Origin of the sequence: Geobacter hydrogenophilus (genome assembly GCF_018501225.1) — a bacterium.
Classification (GTDB): Bacteria; Desulfobacterota; Desulfuromonadia; order Geobacterales; family Geobacteraceae; genus Geobacter; species Geobacter hydrogenophilus.
The window spans coordinates 1-21,788 of sequence record NZ_JAHCZI010000019.1; the positions used below are offsets into that span (position 1 = coordinate 1).

At 58.4% G+C, this 21,788-nt stretch carries 24 protein-coding genes and 1 tRNA gene; 15 read left to right on the plus strand and 10 right to left on the minus strand.

The annotated features are described in order from the left end of the window. The first annotated feature begins 108 nt into the window (after positions 1 to 108). The 9 genes from KI811_RS17790 to KI811_RS17830 all read left to right on the plus strand — a co-directional run bounded on the left by KI811_RS17790 (position 109) and on the right by KI811_RS17830 (position 8,076). Positions 109 to 786, plus strand: a complete 678-nt coding sequence (locus KI811_RS17790; protein ID WP_214187815.1) for a caspase family protein — start codon at positions 109 to 111, stop codon at positions 784 to 786. 253 nt (positions 787 to 1,039) lie between these two features. Then, a complete protein-coding gene (locus tag KI811_RS17795; protein ID WP_214187816.1) occupies positions 1,040 to 1,225 on the plus strand; it encodes a hypothetical protein in 186 nt (61 codons plus the stop codon). A gap of 62 nt (positions 1,226 to 1,287) precedes the next feature. Then, positions 1,288 to 1,611 (plus strand): hypothetical protein, encoded by a 324-nt coding sequence (locus KI811_RS17800; protein WP_214187817.1) that lies wholly within the window; start codon positions 1,288 to 1,290, stop codon positions 1,609 to 1,611. Positions 1,612 to 1,855: 244 nt separating this feature from the next. Next, entirely contained in the window at positions 1,856 to 2,152 is a 297-nt protein-coding gene (locus KI811_RS17805) for a hypothetical protein (RefSeq protein ID WP_214187818.1), read from the plus strand. 90 nt (positions 2,153 to 2,242) lie between these two features. Beyond that, positions 2,243 to 2,896, plus strand: a complete 654-nt coding sequence (locus KI811_RS17810; protein ID WP_214187819.1) for a hypothetical protein — start codon at positions 2,243 to 2,245, stop codon at positions 2,894 to 2,896. Positions 2,897 to 2,937: 41 nt separating this feature from the next. After that, complete coding sequence (locus KI811_RS17815) at positions 2,938 to 3,504, plus strand: HD domain-containing protein (protein WP_214187820.1); 567 nt, start codon at positions 2,938 to 2,940, stop codon at positions 3,502 to 3,504. 28 nt (positions 3,505 to 3,532) lie between these two features. Then, positions 3,533 to 4,738 carry a 1-acyl-sn-glycerol-3-phosphate acyltransferase gene (locus KI811_RS17820; protein WP_214187821.1) on the plus strand — a complete coding sequence of 402 codons (1,206 nt, stop codon included), beginning with the start codon at positions 3,533 to 3,535 and terminating at the stop codon, positions 4,736 to 4,738. After that, positions 4,722 to 5,579 (plus strand): phosphatase PAP2 family protein, encoded by an 858-nt coding sequence (locus KI811_RS17825; protein ID WP_214187822.1) that lies wholly within the window; start codon positions 4,722 to 4,724, stop codon positions 5,577 to 5,579. Before KI811_RS17820 ends, KI811_RS17825 begins: the two co-directional genes overlap by 17 nt. Beyond that, positions 5,563 to 8,076: a PEP/pyruvate-binding domain-containing protein gene (locus KI811_RS17830; RefSeq protein ID WP_214187823.1), complete on the plus strand. Its 2,514-nt coding sequence runs from the start codon at positions 5,563 to 5,565 to the stop codon at positions 8,074 to 8,076. Before KI811_RS17825 ends, KI811_RS17830 begins: the two co-directional genes overlap by 17 nt. Positions 8,077 to 8,480: 404 nt before the next feature. Here KI811_RS17830 and KI811_RS17835 read toward each other — a convergent pair whose 3' ends face one another. The 3 genes from KI811_RS17835 to KI811_RS17845 form a co-directional block, all read right to left on the minus strand. Further along, positions 8,481 to 8,867 carry a HepT-like ribonuclease domain-containing protein gene (locus KI811_RS17835; RefSeq protein WP_246551863.1) on the minus strand — a complete coding sequence of 129 codons (387 nt, stop codon included), beginning with the start codon at positions 8,865 to 8,867 and terminating at the stop codon, positions 8,481 to 8,483. Further along, the gene (locus tag KI811_RS17840) at positions 8,860 to 9,153 is read right to left on the minus strand and encodes a nucleotidyltransferase family protein (RefSeq protein WP_214187825.1); all 294 of its coding nucleotides are present in this window, start codon (positions 9,151 to 9,153) and stop codon (positions 8,860 to 8,862) included. Before KI811_RS17840 ends, KI811_RS17835 begins: the two co-directional genes overlap by 8 nt. A gap of 471 nt (positions 9,154 to 9,624) precedes the next feature. After that, a tRNA-Sec gene (locus KI811_RS17845) sits at positions 9,625 to 9,722 on the minus strand. A gap of 195 nt (positions 9,723 to 9,917) precedes the next feature. On the opposite strand from KI811_RS17845, the gene KI811_RS17850 reads away from it, so the two are divergent. Both KI811_RS17850 and KI811_RS17855 read left to right on the plus strand, forming a co-directional pair. Then, positions 9,918 to 10,721: a DsbC family protein gene (locus tag KI811_RS17850; RefSeq protein ID WP_214187826.1), complete on the plus strand. Its 804-nt coding sequence runs from the start codon at positions 9,918 to 9,920 to the stop codon at positions 10,719 to 10,721. Positions 10,722 to 10,743: 22 nt separating this feature from the next. Further along, a complete protein-coding gene (locus KI811_RS17855; protein WP_214187827.1) occupies positions 10,744 to 11,466 on the plus strand; it encodes a rhomboid family intramembrane serine protease in 723 nt (240 codons plus the stop codon). Positions 11,467 to 11,471: 5 nt separating this feature from the next. Here KI811_RS17855 and KI811_RS17860 read toward each other — a convergent pair whose 3' ends face one another. Beyond that, on the minus strand, positions 11,472 to 11,909 hold the full coding sequence (locus KI811_RS17860) for an FxLYD domain-containing protein (RefSeq protein ID WP_214187828.1): 438 nt from the start codon (positions 11,907 to 11,909) through the stop codon (positions 11,472 to 11,474). 143 nt (positions 11,910 to 12,052) lie between these two features. Here KI811_RS17860 and KI811_RS17865 point away from each other — a divergent pair, with 143 nt between their 5' ends. Both KI811_RS17865 and KI811_RS17870 read left to right on the plus strand, forming a co-directional pair. After that, positions 12,053 to 13,396: a hemolysin family protein gene (locus tag KI811_RS17865; protein WP_214187829.1), complete on the plus strand. Its 1,344-nt coding sequence runs from the start codon at positions 12,053 to 12,055 to the stop codon at positions 13,394 to 13,396. 8 nt (positions 13,397 to 13,404) lie between these two features. Further along, entirely contained in the window at positions 13,405 to 14,481 is a 1,077-nt protein-coding gene (locus KI811_RS17870) for an AI-2E family transporter (RefSeq protein WP_214187830.1), read from the plus strand. 43 nt (positions 14,482 to 14,524) lie between these two features. Here the strand turns inward: KI811_RS17870 and KI811_RS17875 are convergent, their stop codons facing one another. Continuing rightward, complete coding sequence (locus KI811_RS17875) at positions 14,525 to 15,460, minus strand: TerC family protein (protein WP_214187831.1); 936 nt, start codon at positions 15,458 to 15,460, stop codon at positions 14,525 to 14,527. A gap of 74 nt (positions 15,461 to 15,534) precedes the next feature. Beyond that, entirely contained in the window at positions 15,535 to 16,395 is an 861-nt protein-coding gene (gene htpX / locus KI811_RS17880) for a zinc metalloprotease HtpX (RefSeq protein WP_214187855.1), read from the minus strand. Positions 16,396 to 16,786: 391 nt separating this feature from the next. Here htpX and KI811_RS17885 point away from each other — a divergent pair, with 391 nt between their 5' ends. Next, a complete protein-coding gene (locus KI811_RS17885) occupies positions 16,787 to 17,365 on the plus strand; it encodes a TMEM165/GDT1 family protein (RefSeq protein ID WP_214187832.1) in 579 nt (192 codons plus the stop codon). A gap of 66 nt (positions 17,366 to 17,431) precedes the next feature. Then, positions 17,432 to 18,325: an energy transducer TonB gene (locus KI811_RS17890; RefSeq protein ID WP_214187833.1), complete on the plus strand. Its 894-nt coding sequence runs from the start codon at positions 17,432 to 17,434 to the stop codon at positions 18,323 to 18,325. 6 nt (positions 18,326 to 18,331) lie between these two features. On the opposite strand, the gene galU is transcribed toward KI811_RS17890, so the two are convergent. Genes galU through folD form a run of 4 tightly spaced genes read right to left on the minus strand, consistent with a single transcriptional unit; the run spans position 18,332 to position 21,680 of the window. Then, entirely contained in the window at positions 18,332 to 19,207 is an 876-nt protein-coding gene (galU, locus tag KI811_RS17895; RefSeq protein ID WP_214187834.1) for a UTP--glucose-1-phosphate uridylyltransferase GalU, read from the minus strand. A 23-nt stretch (positions 19,208 to 19,230) separates the two neighbouring features. Next, a complete protein-coding gene (locus KI811_RS17900; RefSeq protein WP_214187835.1) occupies positions 19,231 to 20,112 on the minus strand; it encodes a methylenetetrahydrofolate reductase in 882 nt (293 codons plus the stop codon). 14 nt (positions 20,113 to 20,126) lie between these two features. Then, positions 20,127 to 20,774 carry a methylenetetrahydrofolate reductase C-terminal domain-containing protein gene (locus KI811_RS17905; protein ID WP_214187836.1) on the minus strand — a complete coding sequence of 216 codons (648 nt, stop codon included), beginning with the start codon at positions 20,772 to 20,774 and terminating at the stop codon, positions 20,127 to 20,129. 48 nt (positions 20,775 to 20,822) lie between these two features. Further along, positions 20,823 to 21,680, minus strand: coding sequence for a bifunctional methylenetetrahydrofolate dehydrogenase/methenyltetrahydrofolate cyclohydrolase FolD (gene folD, locus KI811_RS17910; RefSeq protein WP_214187837.1), 858 nt, complete (start codon positions 21,678 to 21,680; stop codon positions 20,823 to 20,825). Positions 21,681 to 21,788: the final 108 nt, after the last annotated feature.

The following is a 21,788-nucleotide window of genomic DNA, read 5'->3' on the forward strand; positions in this document are numbered from 1 at the left end:
GAGGGATACCATAGGTCCCAGGGTGGTACACTTTTCATTCCCGCTTTTGGGCCATTATTGCATTACCAGTGACAACAGGCGCTGAAAGCCATCCCCAACGTCGATAGGGTGTCCAAGGCCACTCCGGAAGACCTGCTCCTCATCTCGTTCTCCGGCCATGGCCATGTGGATGACAACGGCGTCTTCTACACCTTCAGCCACGACACCGGCCAGGGAGAGGGCAAAACTATCACTCCTGCACTGCTTGCCCATATAGTTTCCAGCGATGAGCTTTCCCGGTGGCTGCGCTATGTGGATGCCGGGGATATGGCCATGATTGTGGACGCCTGCCATTCCGCCGCAACCGTCGGCGACGGGTTCAAGCCCGGCCCCATGGGCAGCCGTGGCCTGGGGCAATTGGCCTACGACAAGGGGATGAGAATACTGGCCGCCAGTCAGGCCGACGACGTGGCCCTGGAGAGTGACAAACTCCAGCAGGGACTCCTTACCTATGCTCTGGTGCATGACGGCATGGATGCATTCCAGGCCGACTTCAAGCCGCAAAACAAGGCGATCACCCTGAGCGAATGGCTTGCCTACGGTGTCAATCGGGTGCCGACACTCTATGAAGAAATCAAGACCGGGACCCTCTCCAGTTTCGGTCGTGGCGAAGCCAGTCGCGGCACTGTGATTCAGCTGGGAAATCGGAAGCAAAGCTCCCCGGCAAAAAAGAATCCCTACCAAACCCCGGCACTGTTCGACTTCACGAGAAAGGCGAGGGGCGATATCAGTCTGGCGATACAATAGATTATTTGGAGAGAAGTTGCCTTTAAAGCGTTTTGCCGGAGAATGGCGAAAATTTAGTTAAAGCTATATTTGATTTAACCGATTAAATATTTGTGTGGGCATCCAAAAAAGATCTAAATGCTTTTCCGTAGAGAATTCTCCATGGGTAAATGAAGGGAGGTTTGAATGGTTAAACTTCAGAATTGTTGTTGAGATTCCGGGGGCAACCTCTAATTGCAGCAGATTAAATTCAAAACTAATCGGAGGAACATTCATGAGATTGCTTGTTTTCATCACCTTCTTATCGCTTGCTGTTGTCAATGTGTCTGCTGCTATGGCCGATGAACTGGCTGTTTTTTGCAATGATGGAGAATCATTCATCATACCTTCAGAATCTGATGCTGCTCAGGCTTGTGAGAACCATGGAGGCGTCGCTTTTATTGGTACGGTTAAAAATTAGTTCCATCTAAATGAAGGTGGGTAATGGTAAAACTTTACTTCTAGTCTTTCGAAGGAGAAAATATGAAAAATGCAATCTATTCAATTATCATTGCTTCGGTAGTCTTGATGAGCTCAACGGTTGCATTTTCTGGATGCGATGACATTTCTGATTACAATACCAGAAAAGCTTGTGAGGGTGATTGCTCTTATATTACAGATTATAATACCAGAAAGCTGTGCGAAGGCGACACAAGTTATGTAACTGATTACAATTTAAGAAAAGCCGCGGAAGGCGATTGTTCATACATCTCTAATTATGACAGGAGAAAAGCCTGCGAATCCTGCAGTGACAAAAGATGGTGGGTGACTATGTATATGCTCCATGAGGTGTTTGAGTGTAAATAATGGTCTTAGTGCCCTTGTAGGCTGCCGACAGGGTTGCAAACTCAGATGCTGATCCTGAAGGCTTCTCGGGTGTTGCTGAAAAGAAAAGCGCTATCTGGTAAACGCGAGGCCGCTGTGATCACCTTCCGCAACCTGTTCCTAATCACCGGCCTCGCGTTTCTTGCTGTCCTCCCTCTCGGAATTCTGGCTATCCATCTCCCCAGCGGTTTCAATTCAATCTACCTCTATGCCACAGCCTCGATCCTTGTCTCCTGGCTGTATCTATATTCTCTGCGCCGACTGCTCGATCGCCGAAACCTCGTCCTACGATCTGCTCTGGGCGCGGGATTATCGCGTTGATCCGGCCAAGCTTGGAGGGAGAACCCTCGTCACCGGCCACAGTCGGACACCGCTTTTTGCTATTCGCAATTCACTGCAGAGCCGCCACGTCAATCTGGACAACGGCTGTTTCAGTAAGGGAGAGCTGGGAGAGGGAGCGTTGGTGGCGCTGGATCTGGATATTCGAGAGCTGATTGTGGTGGAAAATTGTGAGCCGGTCTGAAGTTTTTGTCCGTCAAAACTATTATCGCCTCTGGCGAGGAGAGATGGTTTTCGATCAAGGTCTGGCCGGGACGTGAAAAGGAGAAACGATGTGATGAGATACGTTGCCATCACCGGATTGTTTGTGACGCTCATGCTGGCTTGCTCCGCCTGCACCCCGGCCATTTACGGCGTTCCGCAGCCCGAGTGGCAGAAGTTGACCGACGCGCAGAGGTTGGAGGCGATCCGGGGGTACAACGTGCGGGAAAAGCTGCGCGAGGAGCAGCGGCTGCGCCAGGCAGAGCGTGAAGCGAAGGAGGCAGAGATCCAGGCCATGGAGTCCCGCCGTCGGCAGGAGGACATGCAGCGCCAGGTGGAGGGTATCTACCGGGGCGATGCCGGTCATTACGGCGATCTGATCCGGGTCACCATACAAGGGGGGCAGTTCCGGTTTGGGAGCAAAAATCGTTCTTTTCAGCCGGTTGCCCTGAAGATTGCCAACGGCGAGACGAAGAGGGTTGAGATTGTCAGCCACGAGCGGTATGCCACCTACCGCGCCGAACTTTACCTGCGATATCTGGATGGTCTGCTCCTGTTTGACACCGATGGGCGTCTCGACGGGAATCTCTCCCGGTTGGTATATGAACCTGGTTGGCGCCGCGGCAGGTCGTACGTCGTGACCTCTCCGGAGGGCCGTGGCCTTCATGAAGTGCAGGTCAGCGTTGAGGTTGTTCCGCATCTCCGCGAAGGAGAGGTGCATCGGTAATGGCTGTCACTGGGGGCACTATGTCTGAAATGGAGGGGATGATGACGCAACTGACCTGGCAGGACCTGTATATCAAAGCCTACCGCTTCGCCGCACTGGCCCACAGCGGCCAGACCGTGCCGGATACCGACATCCCGTACCTCATGCACCTGAGCCTGGTCAGCATGGAGGTGATTGCCTCGTTCTCTGCGGAGCCGGATGTGGATACCGCGCTGGCGGTGCAGTGCGCACTGCTGCATGACGTGATTGAAGACACGGCGATTACCTATGAGCAGGTGCTGGCGGATTTCGGCCCGATGGTTGCCGCCGGGGTGCTGGCGCTGACCAAGGATGAACGGTTTCCCTCCAAGCAGGAGCAGCTGGCGGACAGCCTGCGCCGCATCAGGGAACAGTCCCGTGAAGTCTGGATGGTGAAACTGGCCGACCGGATTACAAACCTGCAGCCGCCGCCTTCCTACTGGACAACGGAAAAAAGACAATCTTACCGTGCCGAAGCGGTATCGATCCTTGACTCCCTTGGCGAAGCCAGTCCTTGCCTTGCAGGGCGACTGCGGGAGAAGATTGATGCCTACGCTGTGCATCTTTACCCGAAGAGCGAGACCCTGTGACCTCCTTCCGCAATCTCTTGCAGGCATCATGAGACCGTCTACGACGCGGCACAAAATCAGGACTTTCCTCTGGCGCCTGATCGGGCGGATTGCCTTCAACCGAATCCGTATCGTCGGTCGACCCCTGCCGGTGGCCGGGCCGGTGCTGTTTGTGGGCACCCACCGCAATGGCGCTCTGGATGCGGCGCCGTACGTCGCGACGGTTCCGGACGCCATTCCCATGGTATCCGCCCAACTGCACCGCCTTCCGCTGGGCCGCCTGCTGTTCGCCGGCATCGCCGTGTCCCGGCCAAAGGATCGGGCACGGGGCATCGAGGCCGACAATCTGGAGGCCATGGGACAGTGCCTCGGTGTCCTGAAAGAAGGAGGACAGCTGCTGATCATGCCGGAGGGGACCAGTACCCTCGGCCCCAGGCACCTGCCGCTTCAGCGCGGCGCTGCCTGGATAGGCGCCGCTGCTTTGGAGGCCGGGATTGCTCCGCTGATCGTCCCGCTCGGCGTCCATTATGAAGACCCGACCGCATGGCAGAGCCGGGTGGAGGTGCTGGTCGGCGAGGCGATTCGCCCGGCAGCCGGCGATACCGCAAGAGCCATTCACCAGCGCATCACTGAGGGGCTGGAGGTTGTGGGCGCCAACTTTGCCGACGAGGAGGAGCAGCGCCGTGCCGAGGCGCTGGCCTATGCCTGCACCCTTGGCACCACGGTATCCTATGCCCAGGCGCTCAAGCGATTTGAGCGGGATATGCCGCCTGACTTGCTCGGCATCGGCGGTGAACTGGACAGGATTGCCCGGCAGGAGAGGCTTTGCCGTCACCAGGGGATTCCGCTGATGCCGGTTGGTCCCTGGCCGCTGTATGCCGGTTACTGGCTGATTCTTGCGCCGCTGGTGGCGCTGTTTTCTCTGCTCAATGCCCCGGTCCTCTTCGCCGGTGTCGTTGCCAGCCAAAAGCTGCCGGACGACCGCAACGTGATTTCCTTCTGGCGCATGGTGATCGGTCTGCCAGCGGCACTGGTCTGGACCGCTGTCGTTTCGCTTCTGATCATCTGCTGGTCGGGCCCGATCGGGGGGATTGCCTATTGGTTCATTACCGTTGCCGGGGTAGTGGTGTGGTACCGGTTCCGCAAGCTGTCCATTGCCCTGTGCAACGGGCTGTGCCATGCTGCGGCCCGGCAACCCCTGCTGGCTGCGTACCGCACGCTGATGAGGTGTTTGTCCGATGAAACGTCTCCTTGATCCGCCGCTTCGCTATTTCAGCGTCTACCTTGCCGTCATTGCCGCCGCCGAGGCGCTGCGCCTGAGTAACTGGGCCGTGCTATTCGGCGTCATGCTGGTCATGATGCTCTGGCTCGGCAACCGGTACGCCAGCCGGCCGGGGTGGCGGAGCATGGCCGCCATCTGCGCCTTCCTGGCCATCGGGATGAATGTGTCCTACCAGGCCATGGCCGGCGCGATACCGGCGGTGCGGGCAACGCGTTTTGATGCCCAACTGCTGGCCATTGATCGGCTGCTGATGGGGGAAACGCCAGCGGTCCTGCTGGAGCGGGTCACCTCTCCTGTTCTTACCGAGCTGTTCAGCTTCTGCTACTTCTTTTTCATGCCGCTCCTGTTCGTCAGCCTGGTTCGCTATTTCTTCCGGCAGCGTGAACTCCTGGGGGAATTCTACACCGGGCTGTTCACCGTTTACGGCCTTGGCTTTCTGGGCTATCTGCTGCTGCCGGCGGCCGGGCCGTGGCTGGCCCACGCCGGGATGTTCAGCGTGCCCCTCTCCGGCGGGCCGATAACGCTGGCGAATCAGGCCATGGTCGAACATGGCAGCATCCGTGTCGACGTCTGGCCCAGCCTGCACTGCGCGGTCTCCGCCTACATCCTCGGTTTTGCCTGGCGGCACCATCGCCGCGAGTTTCTCTTCCTCGTGGTGCCCGTGACGGGGCTGTGGGTTTCCACCATGTACCTGCGCTACCACTATCTGATTGACGTCCTCAGCGGTTTTGCGTTGGCTGTCTTTGCCTTGTGTGAAGCGCGCCGCTATTCCCGTTACGCCATGAAGGAGGCCGCATATGTCACTGCTGCTTGAGTTCAAAGACCCGCTGCTGCTCGACCCAGCCGTTGCCGGGGGCAAGGGGGCCAACCTGGCCCGGTTGACGCAAGGGGGCTTCGCGGTACCCCCCGGCTTCGTGCTCCCTCCAGATACCTACCGGATATTTATGGCGCAGGATCCAGGCCTGGAGGACGAGTTCGATGCACTGCCGCTTGACGACCCCGCCGCCCTGGAACAGTCATGCCGGCATCTCTGCGCGCGCATTTCGCGGCTTCCCGTGCCGGTTCAGCTCTGTGACGCCGTTGCCGAAGCTCTGGCCGCCTTTTCGGACGGGACGGCATTTTCCGTGCGCAGCTCCGCCACGTCGGAGGATCTTGGGGGAGCGGCGTTCGCCGGACAGCACGAGACCTACCTGAACTGCGTGGGCACTGACAGCGTGCTTGAACGCATCCGCGACTGCTGGGCCTCTCTCTGGAGCGCCCGGGCCGTCAGCTATCGACTCCAGGCCGGGGTCGGCCTGACAGATACGGCCATGGCGGTCGTGGTGCAGAAGATGGCTTTCAACCGCGTAGCAGGGGTCGGCTTCTGTATCAATCCCGTTACCGGCAATCCTGCCGAACAGTCGATTGATGCAAACTACGGGCTGGGGGAATCGGTGGTTGGCGGCGAGTTCTCGGTCGATCACTGGGTGCTCGACAAAAAGGGCGGGGCAGTGCTTGCGGCCCATATTGCTTGCAAGACGGGGCAGATCGTCGCCGGCGCCGACGGCACCTGGGTAGCAGATGTACCGTCAGGTGACGCCGATCTTCCCTGTCTCTCGGAAAGCGAGCTGGCTACCCTCTCCGAACTGATGCGGCGGGTCGAGGCGTATTACGGCTACCCCCAAGACATCGAATGGGGGATTGAAGGAGGGCAGCTCTGGCTGCTGCAGGCCCGGCCGATCACCCGCATTCCGCCGCGCTGGACCCGCGACGAATCGGCGGAACGCTTCCCCTCGGTCATCACCCCCTTGGCATGGGATCTGGTCGAAGAGGGGTTTCACCAGTCGCTGGCCTACTCGTTTGAACTGATGGGGCTGCCGCCATTCCACGGTAAATGGTTTGCCCTGTTCGACAACTACGTGTATGGCAACCAGAATGCGGTGGAAATCTATGCCGAGGGGACGGCGCGGGCGCTGAGCGTCCGCTCGGCCGAAGAGCTGATCGCCGCCCTACCCACGTTGCGCAGCCGCTATGGCTGGGTGCAGGATCTGCCGTTCGCCTGGTCGCGTGATCTTGACCGCTACCTGCTCGGACTGGGGGAACTGATGGCCGAGCCGCTGGCCGGGCTGCCGGTGGACCGGTTGTGGGACTATGTGCTGCGGGTGAAACGGCTGGGGGCGGAATACTTCCTCCCCAACATCGCCATTTCCATCACCCAGCGCACCCTCTACAAACTGGTGTACGGCATCGTCGAGGCGGCGGTCGGAAAGCAGGCCGCCGCCGGTTGTTTCGACCGTCTGTTGGCCTATTGCGAGACCAAGACCGGCTTTGTCAACAAGGAACTGTACCGGCTGGCCCGCAAGATCGCCCAACGCCCCCGCCTGGCGAACACCCTTCGCAGCAGCGAAAGCCGGACGTTCCTCGCCAGGGGCGGATTCAGCCAGGAGCCGGACATCGCCGCCCTGTTCCAGCGGTTTTTGCAGGATCATGGCCACCGGGAGGTGGAGTTCGATCCCTACCACGCCACCTGGCTTGAGGCGCCCTGGCTGGTGCTGGAGAACCTGAAGGTGATGCTGGATTCTCACCTGGAAGACCCGGCCGAAAAGGAACGCTCGCTCAAGATCGCCATGGCCGAAACGGAGCGGCAACTGGTCGCCGTCTTGCCGGAGGGGCTCCGCTTCCCGGTGCAGGAGCTTCTGCGCCTGGCGCGGGTCTACACATCGCTGGATGATATCGAACATTACCAGACTACGCGGTTGACGCTGCCGTTCCGCCGGGGATTGCGTGCCATGGGTGAGGCCCTCATGGCCATGGGGGTGGTGCAGGAGCCGATGGACGTTTTTTTTGCCTCGGCAGCGATGCTTGATCATGCTGTGCGGGCAAATACAGCCACAGTGTGGCAAGACCTGGCGGAACAGATCAGTCGCGGGAAAGAGCACTATCTGGCCAATCGCACCCGCTCACCCGAATGGGAGCTGGGGAGGACCGCGACGGCAGCCGGCACGTCTGGCGAATATACCGGCTTGCCGGGTAGCCCGGGGATGGCCAGCGGACCGGTTTTCAAGGTGTTTTCCCATGACGACTTTGCGGATTTTCCCGCTGGTGCTGTGCTTGTGGCCCGAACTACCAACCCAGCCTGGACGCCGCTCTTTTACAAGGCCTGCGCGGTAATCACCGAGAGCGGCGGACCTCTGTCCCATGGTGCGGTCACGGCTCGCGAGGTGGGGCTGCCGGCGGTCATGAGCGTCCGTGGCGTGCTGGAAAACCTGATGAATGGCCAGATGGTAACTGTGGACGGCACGGTTGGCAGGGTGATTCCGGAGAGTTGGTAGCAACCTCAAAGGGTACGGTTCCAGACCATCCTCACTTAGGCTACTGGAGAAGCGAAGTCTCAAAGGACTGCGCCATTTTTCGTTCAATTTCAAAAGGAGTCTGAACTTTGAAACGTGAAAAGCCGCTCCGAAGCAGAGCGGCTTTTCTATGAAATAATAAAGTCTGCTACTGTGGAACTCATTCCCCGTTCAAAAAAGGTGGAAGTAAAATGTGCCCAAAACGGCCACATTATGCTTCAAGTTACACAGTATGTAACTAGAAGCATTGATTTGCAGGGAGTGGAAGCATAAAATGGCAATAAATGCCCTGATTTCCGGTTGTAAACGGAGCATCTGCTCTTTCTTGGGAACGTGACAAAAAGTTCAAATGCCTGAAAAGTAACCAATCACGGTTCGTCCGGATGTTACCTGGAATCAGAAAACCGAAGCTCTGCTGCCATCCTTTCGATGGTAGCTGTAAGGATTGGCAGGTCTTTCCGACAGATGCCATACACCGCCTCGGCGTTCAGGTCGAAATAGTGGTGGGATATGATGTCTCGCGCCCCCTTGGCACCTTTCCAGTCCACATTGGGGTACCTTCGCAGGAGCTCGCCGTTCGTTATCTTGTCCAAATTTTTCAGACTCTCTCCAATTGCAATCAGCATCATGCAAATGGCATCCAAGCGGTCGAGCCCGTCGTCGGTGGCCAGGAAATCGTCAGGTTGTCGAACGGGAGAAAATCGGCGCTCGATCCTTCTGCCTGCTTCAAGTATCTGTCGTAGTATCTCACAGACCAAATCTACGTCATACATAGATGGCATCCCGGTCGATGCGACTTTTGAGAAAACAGTTCATCTGTTCACGATAGTGGACGATGTCTACAGGTTCATGGAGAGCTTCCTCCAGGGTTTCTTTCACATGGACGAGGGTGAACAGGTTCGGGTCACGCATCTTCACCACCACATCAACGTCGCTAGTGCCGGTAGCCTGTGCACGTGCCACCGACCCGAAGATCCCTAGGGCACTGATACCGTAGCGTTCAGCAAATTCATCCTTGAAGCTTTTCAATACCGCGAGAGCTTCGTCTCTGTCTATCATTTGTCGCCTCCTTAACCGCCGCTTCAAATTTTACGATATTCCCTATGGATTAGCGAAGATTGCTTGAGTCTCTGATCGCAATATGTTTCTCAATCCATTATATAGCACGGAGTGGAAGAGAATACGGAGCAAATATCCTTCCTCTTCAAGCATGTGATTTATTTGTAGGGGAATATTTGGGGGTACCGGTAATTGGCCTTGCAGGCCAGCGTTCCCTAGTTCAATGGGAATTTCATTTATTAGCTTGCTCTTCTTGTCACTTCTCCGGTCGTTGAAACGTGAAAAGCCACTCTGAACCCGAGTGGCTTTTCTATGAAATAATAAAGTCTGTTCCCGGTGTAACTCACCCCCCCCGGCCACCCCGCGCAAAAAAGGTGGAAGTAAAACGTGTCAAACGGGGGTCGAAGTAAAACGTGTCCAAAACGGCCACATTATGCTTCAAGTTACACAGTCAAAGAATTTATGACTAGATGGCGGAAGCATATGAGAATCGAACTCACCGAGGAGATTTCTCATCCCCCCCACCGGTTTTGAAGACCGGGCCGCCCACCAGCGACGGACATGCTTCCATGTGTTAAGATAAATCTCAACATAGGATATTTCACCATGCAACACAACCCTAATTTCATACCGCATAACGCCTCCATACCCCGAGCATCGACACCGCTCGTTCAGTTGTAACTTGATGAATATGGTATTAAATGGTATCAGTTTGCCTGACGGACATTGTTGCGGAATCACCCAAGAATACTCATGGAGGAACTATGCGACTTCACCAGTTACGATGGATGGGAACCCTTTCCTTGGTAGTATGCCTTGCTGCACCGGCCGCTTTTGCGGCGCCGAAAGAACAAGCCAAGGGGGAAACCCCCGAGGCGGCCGTAAAGAGGCTCTTTCCGAAGCTTCCCGCCACCGCGGTGAAAAAAACCGATATTGACGGGTTCTATGAGGTTGTGGCTGACGGGAATATTCTCTATGTCAACGTGAAGACCGGTCACGTGTTTGTTGGCGACATTTTTACGCGGGAGGGGAAAAACCTGACGGCCGAGGCTCGCACCCGCCTGACTGCCGAGCGCTATAAGCTCATCACCGAGGCCGACAAGGAGAAGGCGGTGAAGGTGGGGAACGGCAAGCACGTGGTCATCGAGATAACGGACCCTGACTGCCCCTTCTGCCGCAAGATGCATGAGTACTGGGGAAACCGTCCCGACGTGACGCGTTACGTCTTCTTCCTCCCCCTCGCGATGCACAAGGATGCCGAAAAGAAGGCCCGCTATATCCTGGCGGCTGACAATAAGGAGCAAGCCCTCTGGGAAGTCTATTCGGGGGAACTCGACAATAACCGCGAGAAGCTGAACAAGCCCTATGACGACAAGGGTTTGCTCAATGCCCATAAGGCTGTTGTCGCAAAGCTCGGCATCCAGTCGACCCCTGCCTTCTGGGTCGACGGAACTTTCGTGAACGGCGCAAATATCCCGCTAATCGAAAAGGTCATCGGCAAGTGTAACCTCCGGCCAGGAACTACTCCTGGTGAGCCGAAGGTGTGTGATGAAGGGCAGGGGAAGTGACCGGGGAGCAGGTTAACCATCAGTGATCCCGATAAAGGACTATAATCCGACGCGACGCTTTCCCTTGGTGAGCGTCGCTTTTATCGTCCTGAATGTCATAATTTTCATCCTTGACCGCATCTCAGGTCACTACGAGCCTCTGATCATTGAAACCTCACGGGGGCTGATCAGGACGAGGCAGTTTGTCGGTGGGCTCTCCGCCGACTTTGCCCTCGTTCCGGCGGCCCTCACCTCCCACCCTCTCCTTGCCTGGCCCACCGTGTTCAGCTCCATGTTCCTCCACGGCAACTGGCTTCACATCGGCTCAAACATGCTTTACCTCTGGATCTTCGGCAACAATGTGGAAGATGTCCTGGGACGTGGACGGTTCATCCTCTTTTATTTCACCTGCGGTGGGGTAGCCGCCCTGGCACAGGTCATGAGCGCGCCCGGCTCGGACATCCCGATGGTGGGGGCGAGCGGCGCCGTGGCAGGGGTTATGGGTGCCTACCTCCTCCTTTTTCCCCGAGCGCGGATACTGACCCTGGTGCCGATTCTGTTCTTCTTTACGTTCCTGGAAATACCGGCGTTCATCATCATCGGTTACTGGGTGCTCATCCAGTTTCTGAATGCCACCTGGCTGGGGGGAGGAGAATTGCTGCGGGGAGGGGTCGCCTATTTTGCCCACATCGGCGGGTTCGTGGCCGGCGTGACCTTTGTCTTGCTTGCGAGGATGGGAGGGCGCGGTGGCTACGGCCGTCTGTAGGGCGATTACGGCGTCGCCTCGAAACTGTTGAAACGAGGAGAGCCAGACATCCCCTCCTCGGCGAGGCGGTAGCGGTAGGTGAACCTGATCCTTTTCGGAACCTCTCCTTCCTTTACGGGAATCCGGATGGTGAAGGGGGCAATTTCATCCAGGGAGAACTGGTGCGGAAAGAAAAGGAACGTGCCTTCGCCAATGATTTTCCCGTTGGCGTCAAGAAGCGTCGCCGTGATCTCCGGATCGCTCAGGTAGTAGTAGCTCTGATTTTTCAGGGTGCCGTCGATGGTGACGCTTCCCCTGTCGCCGGTCGTCTCCCAGGAGACCCGAAGATCGTAGAATGAGTGGCTGTGGGGATACGTGTGTGTGGTCATCATGGAGCGATCACCGGTAGCGCACCCGGTCAGGAAGAAGAACAGCGCCATTAGGGCAAGGCGGCGAAATCCCATGGGGGCACCTCTTTTGATGCTGAATTGTCCCCGCGTGCGTGGGAGCGCGGGCCGCGGTTTCACTATGCCAAAATTATGCTACTATTCAACTATTTAATTGCGCGTTGGTCCCGTGCTATGCGCTTGCTTTGTGGAGGTACTGTTTGGAGTCGGTTTTAGGCGAGTTGGTCGTCATATTCCTTCTTATCCTGGGTAACGGTTTTTTTGCCGGTTCAGAGCTTGCCATCATTTCTGCCCGTAAGAGCAGGATCGCGCAACTGGTCGCCGCCGGCGACCCGAAGGCGAAGATCGTCGAACAACTTCAGGACGACCCGCACCGGTTTCTCGCCACCGTTCAGATCGGGGTCACGCTGGTGGGCTCCCTTGCCTCGGCTGTCGGCGGCGCAACGGCGGTCCGTTACCTGAAGCCCCTCCTGGAGGGGAGTTCCATCAGGTTTCTCCATAATGCCGCAGAACCACTTTCCATCGGCATCGTGGTGGTCCTGATATCCTACTTTTCCCTCATTTTCGGCGAGTTGGTCCCCAAGACCGTGGGGCTCCAGTACGCGGACCGGATGGCCCTCCATGTGGCCAAGCCGATCAATTTCATGGCCCGCATCACCGGGGTGGTGGTAAGTTTTCTCACCCTTTCCAATCGGGCGGTCCTCGCCGTGCTGGGAATCAAGGCCGAAGGAGATCAGGCCTTCGTCACCCCCGAGGAGGTCCAGCATATCGTGGCGGAAGGTCACGAGGCGGGGGTGTTCAGTTCCACCGAGCAGGAGTTCATTCGCAATATCTTTGATTTTACCCACACCTGTGTCCGGGAGGTGATGGTGCCCCGTACCCGCGTTGTCGCCCTCGATCTGGGACTTTCGCGAGACGAACTTGTCAACACGGTGCTCGAAAACAAGTATTCCCGCTATCCCGTCTACCGGGGGAGCATCGAGAGCGTGACCGGTTTTATCCACGGCAAGGACCTCCTGGGGGGGATCGTGACTGACCCGGCCTTCGACATCGAGTCGATCATTCGTCCGCCGTTTTATGTCCCCGAGGGAAAGAAGGTCAATGAACTGCTGAAGGAAATGCAGCGCAAGCGGATTCACATGGCGCTGGTGGTGGACGAATACGGCGGCATCAGCGGCCTTGCCACGACGGAGGATCTCCTGGAGGAACTCGTGGGTGAGATCGAGGACGAGCACGACATCGGCGAGCCGGGGAGCATCCAGCGGCTTCCGGACGGCAGCCTCCTGGTGGACGCCCTCGTCTCCATCAGCGACCTTGCGGAGCATCTTGAGATAAAGCTTGGGGACGATATCCCCTACGATACCCTGGCTGGGCTCATTCTCGATCGGCTCGGCCGTTTTCCGGAAAAGGGTGAGCGCGTCGAGTGGGACCGATTTACCCTCATCTGCGAGGAGGTGAAAAAGACCGCCGTTGTCAAGGTCCGGATCGTGGAAACGGTACCGCCGGATTCAGGCCATGAAGAAGACGGGGCCGTGAAGGTCTGAGGTCAAGGATGGATAGAGGACACTTCTACGCGCTGGTGGCATTTTCCTTTTGTGCGATACTAGGTTACGTGGTCTATGCCATTGTCTCACCGTTTCTGAACTCCCTCGGCTGGGCTGCCGTGATCGGCATACTTACCTTCCCCATTTATCGGCGACTGCGTACGGGTCTCGGCGGACGGGACACGCTTGCCGCTGGACTCATGACTCCTGCCACAGTTCTCACCCTCGTCGTACCCTTTGTGGGTCTGACCTTTTTTCTCGTTCAGGAGGCGGCCGTCGCCTACGGCTTTCTCGAAAAGATCGCCGCCGACGGCGGCAAATCCCTGGTGATGAGCATTCAGAATCATCCTGTGGTGAGGCCGTGGCTTGCGCGGATCGAGGCCTACACCGGCCCCCTCGGCTTTGAGATCGACACCCGGTTCCTCCCCGAAATGAAGGAAGTGGCGGCAAGGGTGCTCAACTACTCCAAGGAGATCGTCAAGAACGTCTTCATCTTCAGCATCAAACTGATCCTGATGGTGGTAACCCTCTTTTTTATCTACCGTGACGGCGAGCGAGTCCAGCGCCACGTCCTTGCCGTTATCCCTCTCACGGACGCCAACAAACATATCCTCACCGACACGGTTCGGCGAGTCTTGAAGGCGGTCATGTATGGTGTCTTTCTCACCTGTCTCGTTCAGGGGGCTCTCGGCGGCATCGGGTTCTGGGCTGCGGGGCTCCCTTCGCCGCTTCTTTTCGGGGCCATCATGGCGGTCTGCGCCCTCATTCCGGTGGTGGGGACGGGGCTCATCTGGCTTCCCGCCGCCATTTACCTCCTGGCAAACGGCGAGGTCGCGAAGGGAATCGGGCTCATCATCTGGGGATTCGTGGCAGTGAGTTCCATCGACAATGTGATCAGGCCCTTCTTCATCAGCGGCAAGGCAAAGCTGCCAGTCCTGGTCATTGCCATCGGCGGACTCGGAGGGTTGGCCTCCTTCGGGCTTCTGGGCGCTGTGGCTGGTCCCATCGTGCTGGCGCTTTTCCTGGCGCTGTTCGAGATGTATCGGGATGAGGTGGAAACGGGGGAGGGTAGGGGCAATTCATGAACTGCCCCTACGGCACGAGAGCCCTATTGGTAACTTGTCGATATCAGGTCCGGTGCGCTGCCCTGGCCCGTCGGTTGCCTATGGTGACCGAGATGAGGATGGAGATGGCGAGCACTCCCACGATGGTGCCGAGAGAGAAAATGATGGGAATCTGGTAGACATCCACCAAGAGCATCTTCGCCCCCACGTAGACCAGGATGACGGAAACCCCCAGCTTGAGATAGACGAACATCTCCATGACGTTGGAGAGGAGATAGTAGAGGGACCGCAACCCCATGATCGCGAACACGTTTGATGTGTAGACGATGAACGGGTCATGGCTTACCGCCAGGACGGCGGGAATCGAGTCGACGGCAAAGATCAGGTCGCTGGACTCGATCATGACCAGGGTCAGGAAAAGCGGCGTGGCCGCCCTGATACCCCCCTTGTTGATGAAAAACCGGTCATCGCGAATCCGCTTGGTGACTGGCACGAACTTCCGTACGAGCCGGATGAGGAAGTTTTTCTCCGGATCGATCTTTTCGTCTCCCCCAAAGGCCATCTTGAAGCCGGTCACCACGAGAATCCCGCCGAAAAGGTAGATGATCCAGTGAAACCGTTCTATCAGCCCAATGCCGGTCATGATGAAGATGGCCCGCATGATAAGCGCGCCGATGATCCCCCATTTCAGTATCTTGGGCTGGTGGGCCTTCGTGATGTGGAAGAAGGAGAAGATCATGATGAAGACGAAGAGATTGTCTACCGACAGGGACTGCTCGATGAGATAGCCGGTGAAAAACTCCAGAGCCTTCGTGGAACCCATCTCAAAATAGATCCAGACGTTGAAGGCAAGGGCGAGGGAAACCCAGACGATGGTCCAGGCGAGGGCCTCGCGGAATCTGATCTCGTGGCTCTTGCGGCTGAAAACTCCCAGGTCGATGACGAACATCACGAGGATGATCGCTCCGAACCCGAGCCACATCATGGTCTGCAGTGACATGTGATTCTCCGTGGATGGTGGTCGTGGTGGAGGAGGGCGGGGACGGCCCGTTACCGTCACCGCAGTGAAGTGCGTCAGAAGGTTCTGCTGTAAGCCATCTGCTCAAGCCGTGCGATCCGCTCCTCCATCGGGGGATGGGTGGAGAAGAGGTTAAGGAGCGCACCGCCCGTAAGCGGATTCACGATGAAAAGGTGGGCCGAGGCGGGGGTCGCCTGCTGCATAGGGATCATTTGCGATGCCATTTGCAGCTTCTTGAGGGCGTTGGCCAGAGCCAGGGGATTGCCGCAGATGCGGGCCCCCGACTCGTCGGCCAGGTACTCGCGGGAGCGGGAGACCGCCATCTGGATCAGCATCGCGGCGATGGGGGCGATGATCGCCATGGCGAGCCCGCCGATCATGCCGCCGGCCCCCTCGTCGTCATCGCTGCGGCCGCCGCCGAAGATGGCGGCCCACTGGAGCATGTTGCCGAGCATGGAGATGGCCCCCGCGAAGGTGGCCGCGATGGTGGAAACGAGGATGTCGCGGTTCTTTACGTGGGAAAGCTCATGGGCCATGACCCCTTCCAGTTCCTCCATGGAGAGGATGCGGAGGATCCCCTCGGTGGCGGCTACTGCAGCGTGGTTCGGGTTGCGCCCCGTGGCGAAGGCGTTGGGACTGTCGCTCGGGATCACATAGACCCGCGGCATCGGCAGTCCTCCCTGGGTGGCCAGGCGCCGCACCATGCCGTAAAAGGCCGGGTTCTCCGCCTCGGTGATCTCCCTGGCTCCGTACATCTTCAGGACGATCTTGTCCGAAAACCAGTAGGAAAAGAAGTTCATGGCGCAGGCCATGAAGAAGGCGAAGACCATGCCGGACTTGCCGCCAATGGCGCTCCCCATGGCCACCATGAGGAGGGTGAGAAGGGTAAGGAGCAGGGTGGTCTTGAGTCGGTTCATCATGTTTGGTTCCTCCATTTACGCCGCCGACGCTTCTTTGCCCCCCAGAGGTGGGATGTGGCAGGCGCGTTTAGGGTCTTGCCGGGGCAAATAAAAAAGACCTTTACCCACGGCGTCAATTGGCCTTGGATAAAGGTCTTGCATGCCTCGACAATAGTCGGAAGCCCCTGGCCCGGGTGTTGCCACCGTGGTGACGGACTTTGGGTCGGCACGGTGTGCCGATTGCTACTCCCCTTTAACGTATTTCAGGGTAATGATTCCGCTTTCCCGTGTCAAGGGTTTTCCTTCAAGGCACGCCTGTCCTTGCTTTTGAAGATGGAATCCTATAGCATCCACGGTTCATTGGCGATTGATCCCATGACGCGCCATTCGTCATGACCCAGGAGGAACCGTGGATACCGCCGTTCTGATGACCACCTTCGGCATTATTTTTCTCGCCGAACTCGGCGACAAGACCCAGCTTACCGCCATGGCACTCGCCGTCCGCTACCCCTGGAAAAAAGTCTTTGTGGGCATTGCCGCAGCCTTTGCCCTCCTGAACGTGGGGGCGGTTCTCATTGGCAAGATTCTGTTCGCGGTCCTTCCGCTGTTCTGGATAAAGCTTGTCTCAGGGGGGCTCTTCCTTTTTTTCGGTGTCACCACCCTGCGAGGAGGGGAGGATGATGACGAGGAGAAAGGGAAGAAGGCGTCTGCCCGGGGGCCGGTGGTCACGTCGTTCGTGATGATTCTCCTGGCCGAGCTCGGGGACAAGACCCAACTCGTCACCACGAGTCTGGCTGCCCAGTACGATTCTCCTCTGGCGGTCTTCACGGGGTCCACCCTTGCCCTATGGCTCGTCTCTCTTGTCGGCATCTTCCTGGGAAGACAGCTTATCCGAGTCGTATCGCTTTATACCATCCAGAAGGCGGCAGGCGTCCTCTTCCTTGTCTTCGGTGCCATTGTTCTCTATCAGGCCTTTTCCGGCCGTTGACCGATTGCTTTTTCGGCATCGCATCCGTACAATGGTTGCCGGATACCTATCCTGGCAGAGAGCCTGATGCCTGATAAATACGTCGAAAAATCCTTTCTCTATCTCGTAGCCCTCTCACTCCTTCTTCACGCGGGTCTGTTCGCTCTGATCATCCTGTATCCCCAGGCAAAACCGGTGCTGCGCCAGGAGCCGATCATGATCGATCTGGAGGATATTCCCGATCTGCGCCAGGCACCGACGCCGACCGATTCGAGAAGGGAAGTGCGCCGCCAAGCCGAGCAGCCCCGGCGGGTGCCGCGGGAAATGGCGCCGCGGGGAGACCGGGAACGGGACCATACTGCCTCGCTGCCTCCCGTTGCGAGGCCGATACCATCCCGGCCTGCAGCTCCCTATCAGGCCGCGCCGCAACCCCGTCGGGGCGAGGGGGTGGGGCCGTCAGCCACAAACGGCAGGACAGGGGAGATTCCGGTGCGGGAGGCTCCCCGAGGAGGCGGCATTTTGAAACCACGCGCGTCGGCGGATGCGCCTGAACTGGCCCAGCTCATGCCGAGCGCCCAGCGGCTTGCGAAGATCGAGGAAAGTTACCGGAAGAAGTACCGGGATGATGTGGCGGACGGGGATACGAAGTTTCTCGACACCGACGACCTTCAGTTCGGCTCGTTCCTGCGCCGGTTCGAGAATGCAATCTACGGGGTATGGCGCTATCCCCAGGAAGCGGCTCGGCTCGGCATCGAGGGGGTTACGCCGGTAAAGATCACCTTCAACAGGAGTGGGGCCATCGTAAAGTATGAAATTCTGCAGAGCTCGGGGAGCAGAATCCTGGATGACGAGGTGCTGCGGACCCTGCGTATGGTGGGACCGGTCGGACCCTTTCCCAAGGGTTACGACCGGGACGAGTTTCACCTCATCGCCTTCTTCCAGTACGGCATCGTTCGGGGAGCGAGCAGATCCCTCCGCTGACCGGCCTCAATCCTGCCTTCTGCACAGCCGTTCCCGTAGATATTCCTCAAATTCCGTATTGAACTCTTCCCGCTTGAGCGCCATGTCAACCGTGGCCTTCAGGAATCCCAGCTTGTCGCCGCAGTCGTGGCGCTTTCCCTCGAAGAGGCAGCCGTAGATTGCTTCGTCCTTCGAGAGTTTGAGGAGGGCGTCGGTGAGTTGGATTTCCCCGCCTTTGCCCGGTTCCTGCCGCTCCAGGATCGGAAATATCTCGGGGGTAAGGACATAGCGGCCGATGATGGCCATGTCCGAGGGGGCCTCCTCCCGTTTCGGCTTTTCCACCAGATCAGTAACCTCATATATACGATCGGTTATGCCGTTGGCCCTGACGCAGCCGTAGGAGGAGATGTTCTCCATGGGCACCTTTTCCAGGGCGAGAACCGGCCCCCGGTACTTGCGGTAGACATCAAGAAGCTGGCCGAGGCACGGTTTCTCGGCATCGATGATGTCGTCGCCGAGGAGCACGGCAAAGGGCTCGTTACCCACGAACTCCCGGGCGCAGAGGATTGCATGGCCAAGACCCATGGCCTGTTTCTGGCGGACGTAGAAGATGTTCACCATTTCGGCGATGTCCCGCACTTCGCGGAGGGTGTCGTTCTTCCCCTTTTCCTGGAGGAGCGCCTCCAACTCGAAGGAGATGTCGAAGTGGTCCTCAATGGCCCGCTTGCCGCGGCCGGTCACGAAGAGTATCTGCTCGATGCCGGCAGCCACCGCCTCTTCCACCACGTACTGGACCAGGGGCTTGTCGATGAGGGGGAGCATCTCCTTGGGTGAAGCCTTGGTGGCCGGAAGGAAGCGGGTGCCGAGGCCCGCCACGGGGAAGACTGCCTTTTTTACCTGCATCGGTGCACTCCTTGCGTTTCTCGTCAATTGTCTTCGTTTCGCAGTCCCGCCGCGATGTCCGGAATAAGCTCTTCCCTTCCCATGGCCATGATATGGATGCCGTCACAGAAGGGACGCGCCGCTGCCGCAAGCCGCCGGGCAATCGCCACTCCTGTTTCGAGGGGGCTCTCGGCGGCTTCCAGTTCGGCAACGACCTCGGGGGGAACCTTGAGTCCGGGGATGTTTTTCGTGATGTAGCGGGCCATGCCCGCCGATTTCAGAAGAATGATGCCGGCGATGATTTTGACGCCCAGTGGGCGCACCGCCTCGGTGAACCGGGCAAGCCGATCGGGAGAGAAAACCGCCTGGGTCTGGAAGAATCGTGCCCCCGCCGCGGCTTTCTTGGCCAATTTGGGAAGGATGAGGTCGAATGGTTCCGCCTCCGGCGCCGCGGCCGCCCCTGCGAAGAACGACGGGGCTCCCTCCAGGGGGGCGCCGGAGATGTCTCTCCCGGCGTTCAGGGTTGCGATGGTCTGGAGGAGTTGCACCGAGTCTAGGTCAAAGACCGGCTTCGCACCAGCGTGATCGCCGAAGGAGATGTAGTCGCCTGATAGTGACAGGATGTTGGTTACGCCAAGGGCTGCGGCTGCCAGAAGCTCGCTCTGGAGGGCCATGCGGTTGCGGTCCCGGCAGGTGAGCTGGAGGATCGGTTCGATCCCTTCCCTGGTCAGGAGGGCAGCAGGGGCAAGGGGGGAGATCCGCACGTTTGCCCCCTGGTTGTCGGTCACGTTGACGGCGTCGACAAGGCCCTTGAGGCTTCGCGCCTTCTCCATGAACTCGCCGCAGTCGCATCCCTTGGGGGGACAGACCTCGGCCGTGACGACAAAATGGTTCGATTCGAGCTTTTCCCGAAGGGTTGAGGACATGGGGGCCGGAGTAATCATTTGTCGAGTTTCAGGCTGCCGGGCCTGAGGTTCCTGGCGAAGTCGCGGGGCGGCTTGATGGCAGTGAGCGGGGCCTCCTCGCCCCTCTCCCGAAGGCGGAGGTATATCTGGTACCAGACGCACTCCGCGTCGCCGTTCACTTCGCACCGTCCCTCGTCCATTCCGCCGCAGGGCCCATTGAGGAGTCCCTTGGGGCAGACGGTGACCGGACAGATGCCGGCCGTTTCGTTGAGGAGGCATTGCCCGCAGAGGGAGCAGCGTTGCTCGAACTGGCCGAATCTGCGGATGTTGCCGAGGAAGAGGGTGTCGAGGCCGGCGATTGTCAACCGGTCCGAACCGGCGGAGACCGACTGGACACCTGCCCCGCAGGCAAGGACGAGGAGCGCTTCAGCGCCCTTCACCATTTCCCCTTTTGCCCGCAGGTCCCGCTGGACCCGGAGCATGTGGCACGCCTCGTCGATCACCACCGATCCGGTCACATCCTTGCCGGCAGCGATCAAATCCTCCTGCATCTGCCAGATCTGCTCTTCGCCGCCGGCCTTGCAGACCGTGGCGCATTTGGCGCAGCCGATCAGAAAGACCCGGGAAACGGGCTCCAGGGCGGAGAGGATTTCGATAAAGGGTTTCTGTTTGCTGACTATCATAAAAGAATCCGGGACTGGGGACCAGGGACCAGTAAAAAAATAGGGGTTTTACCGGTCCCCGGTCCCGGCTTTTTTCGCCGCCTCAAGGGTGTTGTAGAGGAGCATGGTGATGGTCATGGGGCCGACGCCGCCGGGAACGGGGGTTATGGCCGATGCCCGCTGGGATGCTGCGGCGAACTCCACATCTCCCACGAGCTTCTTCTCGCCGATCCGGTTGACCCCCACATCGATGACCACTGCTCCTTCCTTGATCCACTCTCCCTTGATCATCTCGGGAACCCCCACGGCGGCGATGACCACGTCGGCCCCTTTGACCTTCGCTGGCAAATCACGGGTTTTCGAGTGGCAGATGGTGACGGTGGCATGCTGCTGGAGGCACATGAGCGCCACCGGCTTGCCGACGATATTTGAGCGCCCCACGACGACCACTTCCTTGCCGGCTAGGTCAACGCCCGCTTCACGCAGCATGACCATCACGCCATAGGGGGTGCAGGGCTGGAAGGTGGGCTTGCCGACCATAAGCCGACCGACGTTGTAGGGGTGGAAGCCGTCTACGTCCTTCACCGGCGAGATGGCCTCGAGAATCGTGTCGGAATTGATTTGCTTCGGGAGGGGGAGTTGAACGAGGATTCCGTGGATGGTCGGGTCGCTGTTGAGCCGGGCCACGAGAGCGAGGAGTTCTGCCTCGGTCGTAGTCGCCGGCAGGGTGTGCTTAACGGAGTGCATCCCCAACTCCTGGCAGGCATTGCCTTTCATCCGTACATAGACCTCGCTGGCGGGGTCTTCCCCCACGAGGACCGTGGCAAGGCCGGGGATAATCCCCTTTTCCTTGAGAATCTTAACTTCAGTGGCAATTTCCGCCCTTAGCTTGGCAGCGATGGCTTTTCCGTCAATGATTGTCGACATGCTACGGCTCCTTTGCCAGGAACGGTCCCAAACCGGCACCGTTAATGGATTGGTAACAATCCCAAAATAGTACGGAAGCGTCGCTGTGATGTAAAGATTTTTAACCGG

What these genes read in the sequence shown, in the direction of transcription:
- KI811_RS17795 (WP_214187816.1), top strand. Translation starts at nt 1,040, where the DNA reads ATGAGATTGCTTGTTTTCATCACCTTCTTATCGCTTGCTGTTGTCAAT.
- KI811_RS17800 (WP_214187817.1), top strand. Translation starts at nt 1,288, where the DNA reads ATGAAAAATGCAATCTATTCAATTATCATTGCTTCGGTAGTCTTGATG.
- KI811_RS17815 (WP_214187820.1), top strand. Translation starts at nt 2,938, where the DNA reads ATGACGCAACTGACCTGGCAGGACCTGTATATCAAAGCCTACCGCTTC.
- KI811_RS17820 (WP_214187821.1), top strand. Translation starts at nt 3,533, where the DNA reads ATGAGACCGTCTACGACGCGGCACAAAATCAGGACTTTCCTCTGGCGC.
- KI811_RS17825 (WP_214187822.1), top strand. Translation starts at nt 4,722, where the DNA reads ATGAAACGTCTCCTTGATCCGCCGCTTCGCTATTTCAGCGTCTACCTT.
- KI811_RS17830 (WP_214187823.1), top strand. Translation starts at nt 5,563, where the DNA reads ATGTCACTGCTGCTTGAGTTCAAAGACCCGCTGCTGCTCGACCCAGCC.
- KI811_RS17835 (WP_246551863.1), bottom strand. Translation starts at nt 8,867, where the DNA reads ATGTATGACGTAGATTTGGTCTGTGAGATACTACGACAGATACTTGAA.
- KI811_RS17840 (WP_214187825.1), bottom strand. Translation starts at nt 9,153, where the DNA reads ATGATAGACAGAGACGAAGCTCTCGCGGTATTGAAAAGCTTCAAGGAT.
- KI811_RS17850 (WP_214187826.1), top strand. Translation starts at nt 9,918, where the DNA reads ATGCGACTTCACCAGTTACGATGGATGGGAACCCTTTCCTTGGTAGTA.
- KI811_RS17860 (WP_214187828.1), bottom strand. Translation starts at nt 11,909, where the DNA reads ATGGGATTTCGCCGCCTTGCCCTAATGGCGCTGTTCTTCTTCCTGACC.
- KI811_RS17870 (WP_214187830.1), top strand. Translation starts at nt 13,405, where the DNA reads ATGGATAGAGGACACTTCTACGCGCTGGTGGCATTTTCCTTTTGTGCG.
- KI811_RS17875 (WP_214187831.1), bottom strand. Translation starts at nt 15,460, where the DNA reads ATGTCACTGCAGACCATGATGTGGCTCGGGTTCGGAGCGATCATCCTC.
- htpX (WP_214187855.1), bottom strand. Translation starts at nt 16,395, where the DNA reads ATGAACCGACTCAAGACCACCCTGCTCCTTACCCTTCTCACCCTCCTC.
- KI811_RS17890 (WP_214187833.1), top strand. Translation starts at nt 17,432, where the DNA reads ATGCCTGATAAATACGTCGAAAAATCCTTTCTCTATCTCGTAGCCCTC.
- galU (WP_214187834.1), bottom strand. Translation starts at nt 19,207, where the DNA reads ATGCAGGTAAAAAAGGCAGTCTTCCCCGTGGCGGGCCTCGGCACCCGC.
- KI811_RS17900 (WP_214187835.1), bottom strand. Translation starts at nt 20,112, where the DNA reads ATGTCCTCAACCCTTCGGGAAAAGCTCGAATCGAACCATTTTGTCGTC.
- KI811_RS17905 (WP_214187836.1), bottom strand. Translation starts at nt 20,774, where the DNA reads ATGATAGTCAGCAAACAGAAACCCTTTATCGAAATCCTCTCCGCCCTG.
- folD (WP_214187837.1), bottom strand. Translation starts at nt 21,680, where the DNA reads ATGTCGACAATCATTGACGGAAAAGCCATCGCTGCCAAGCTAAGGGCG.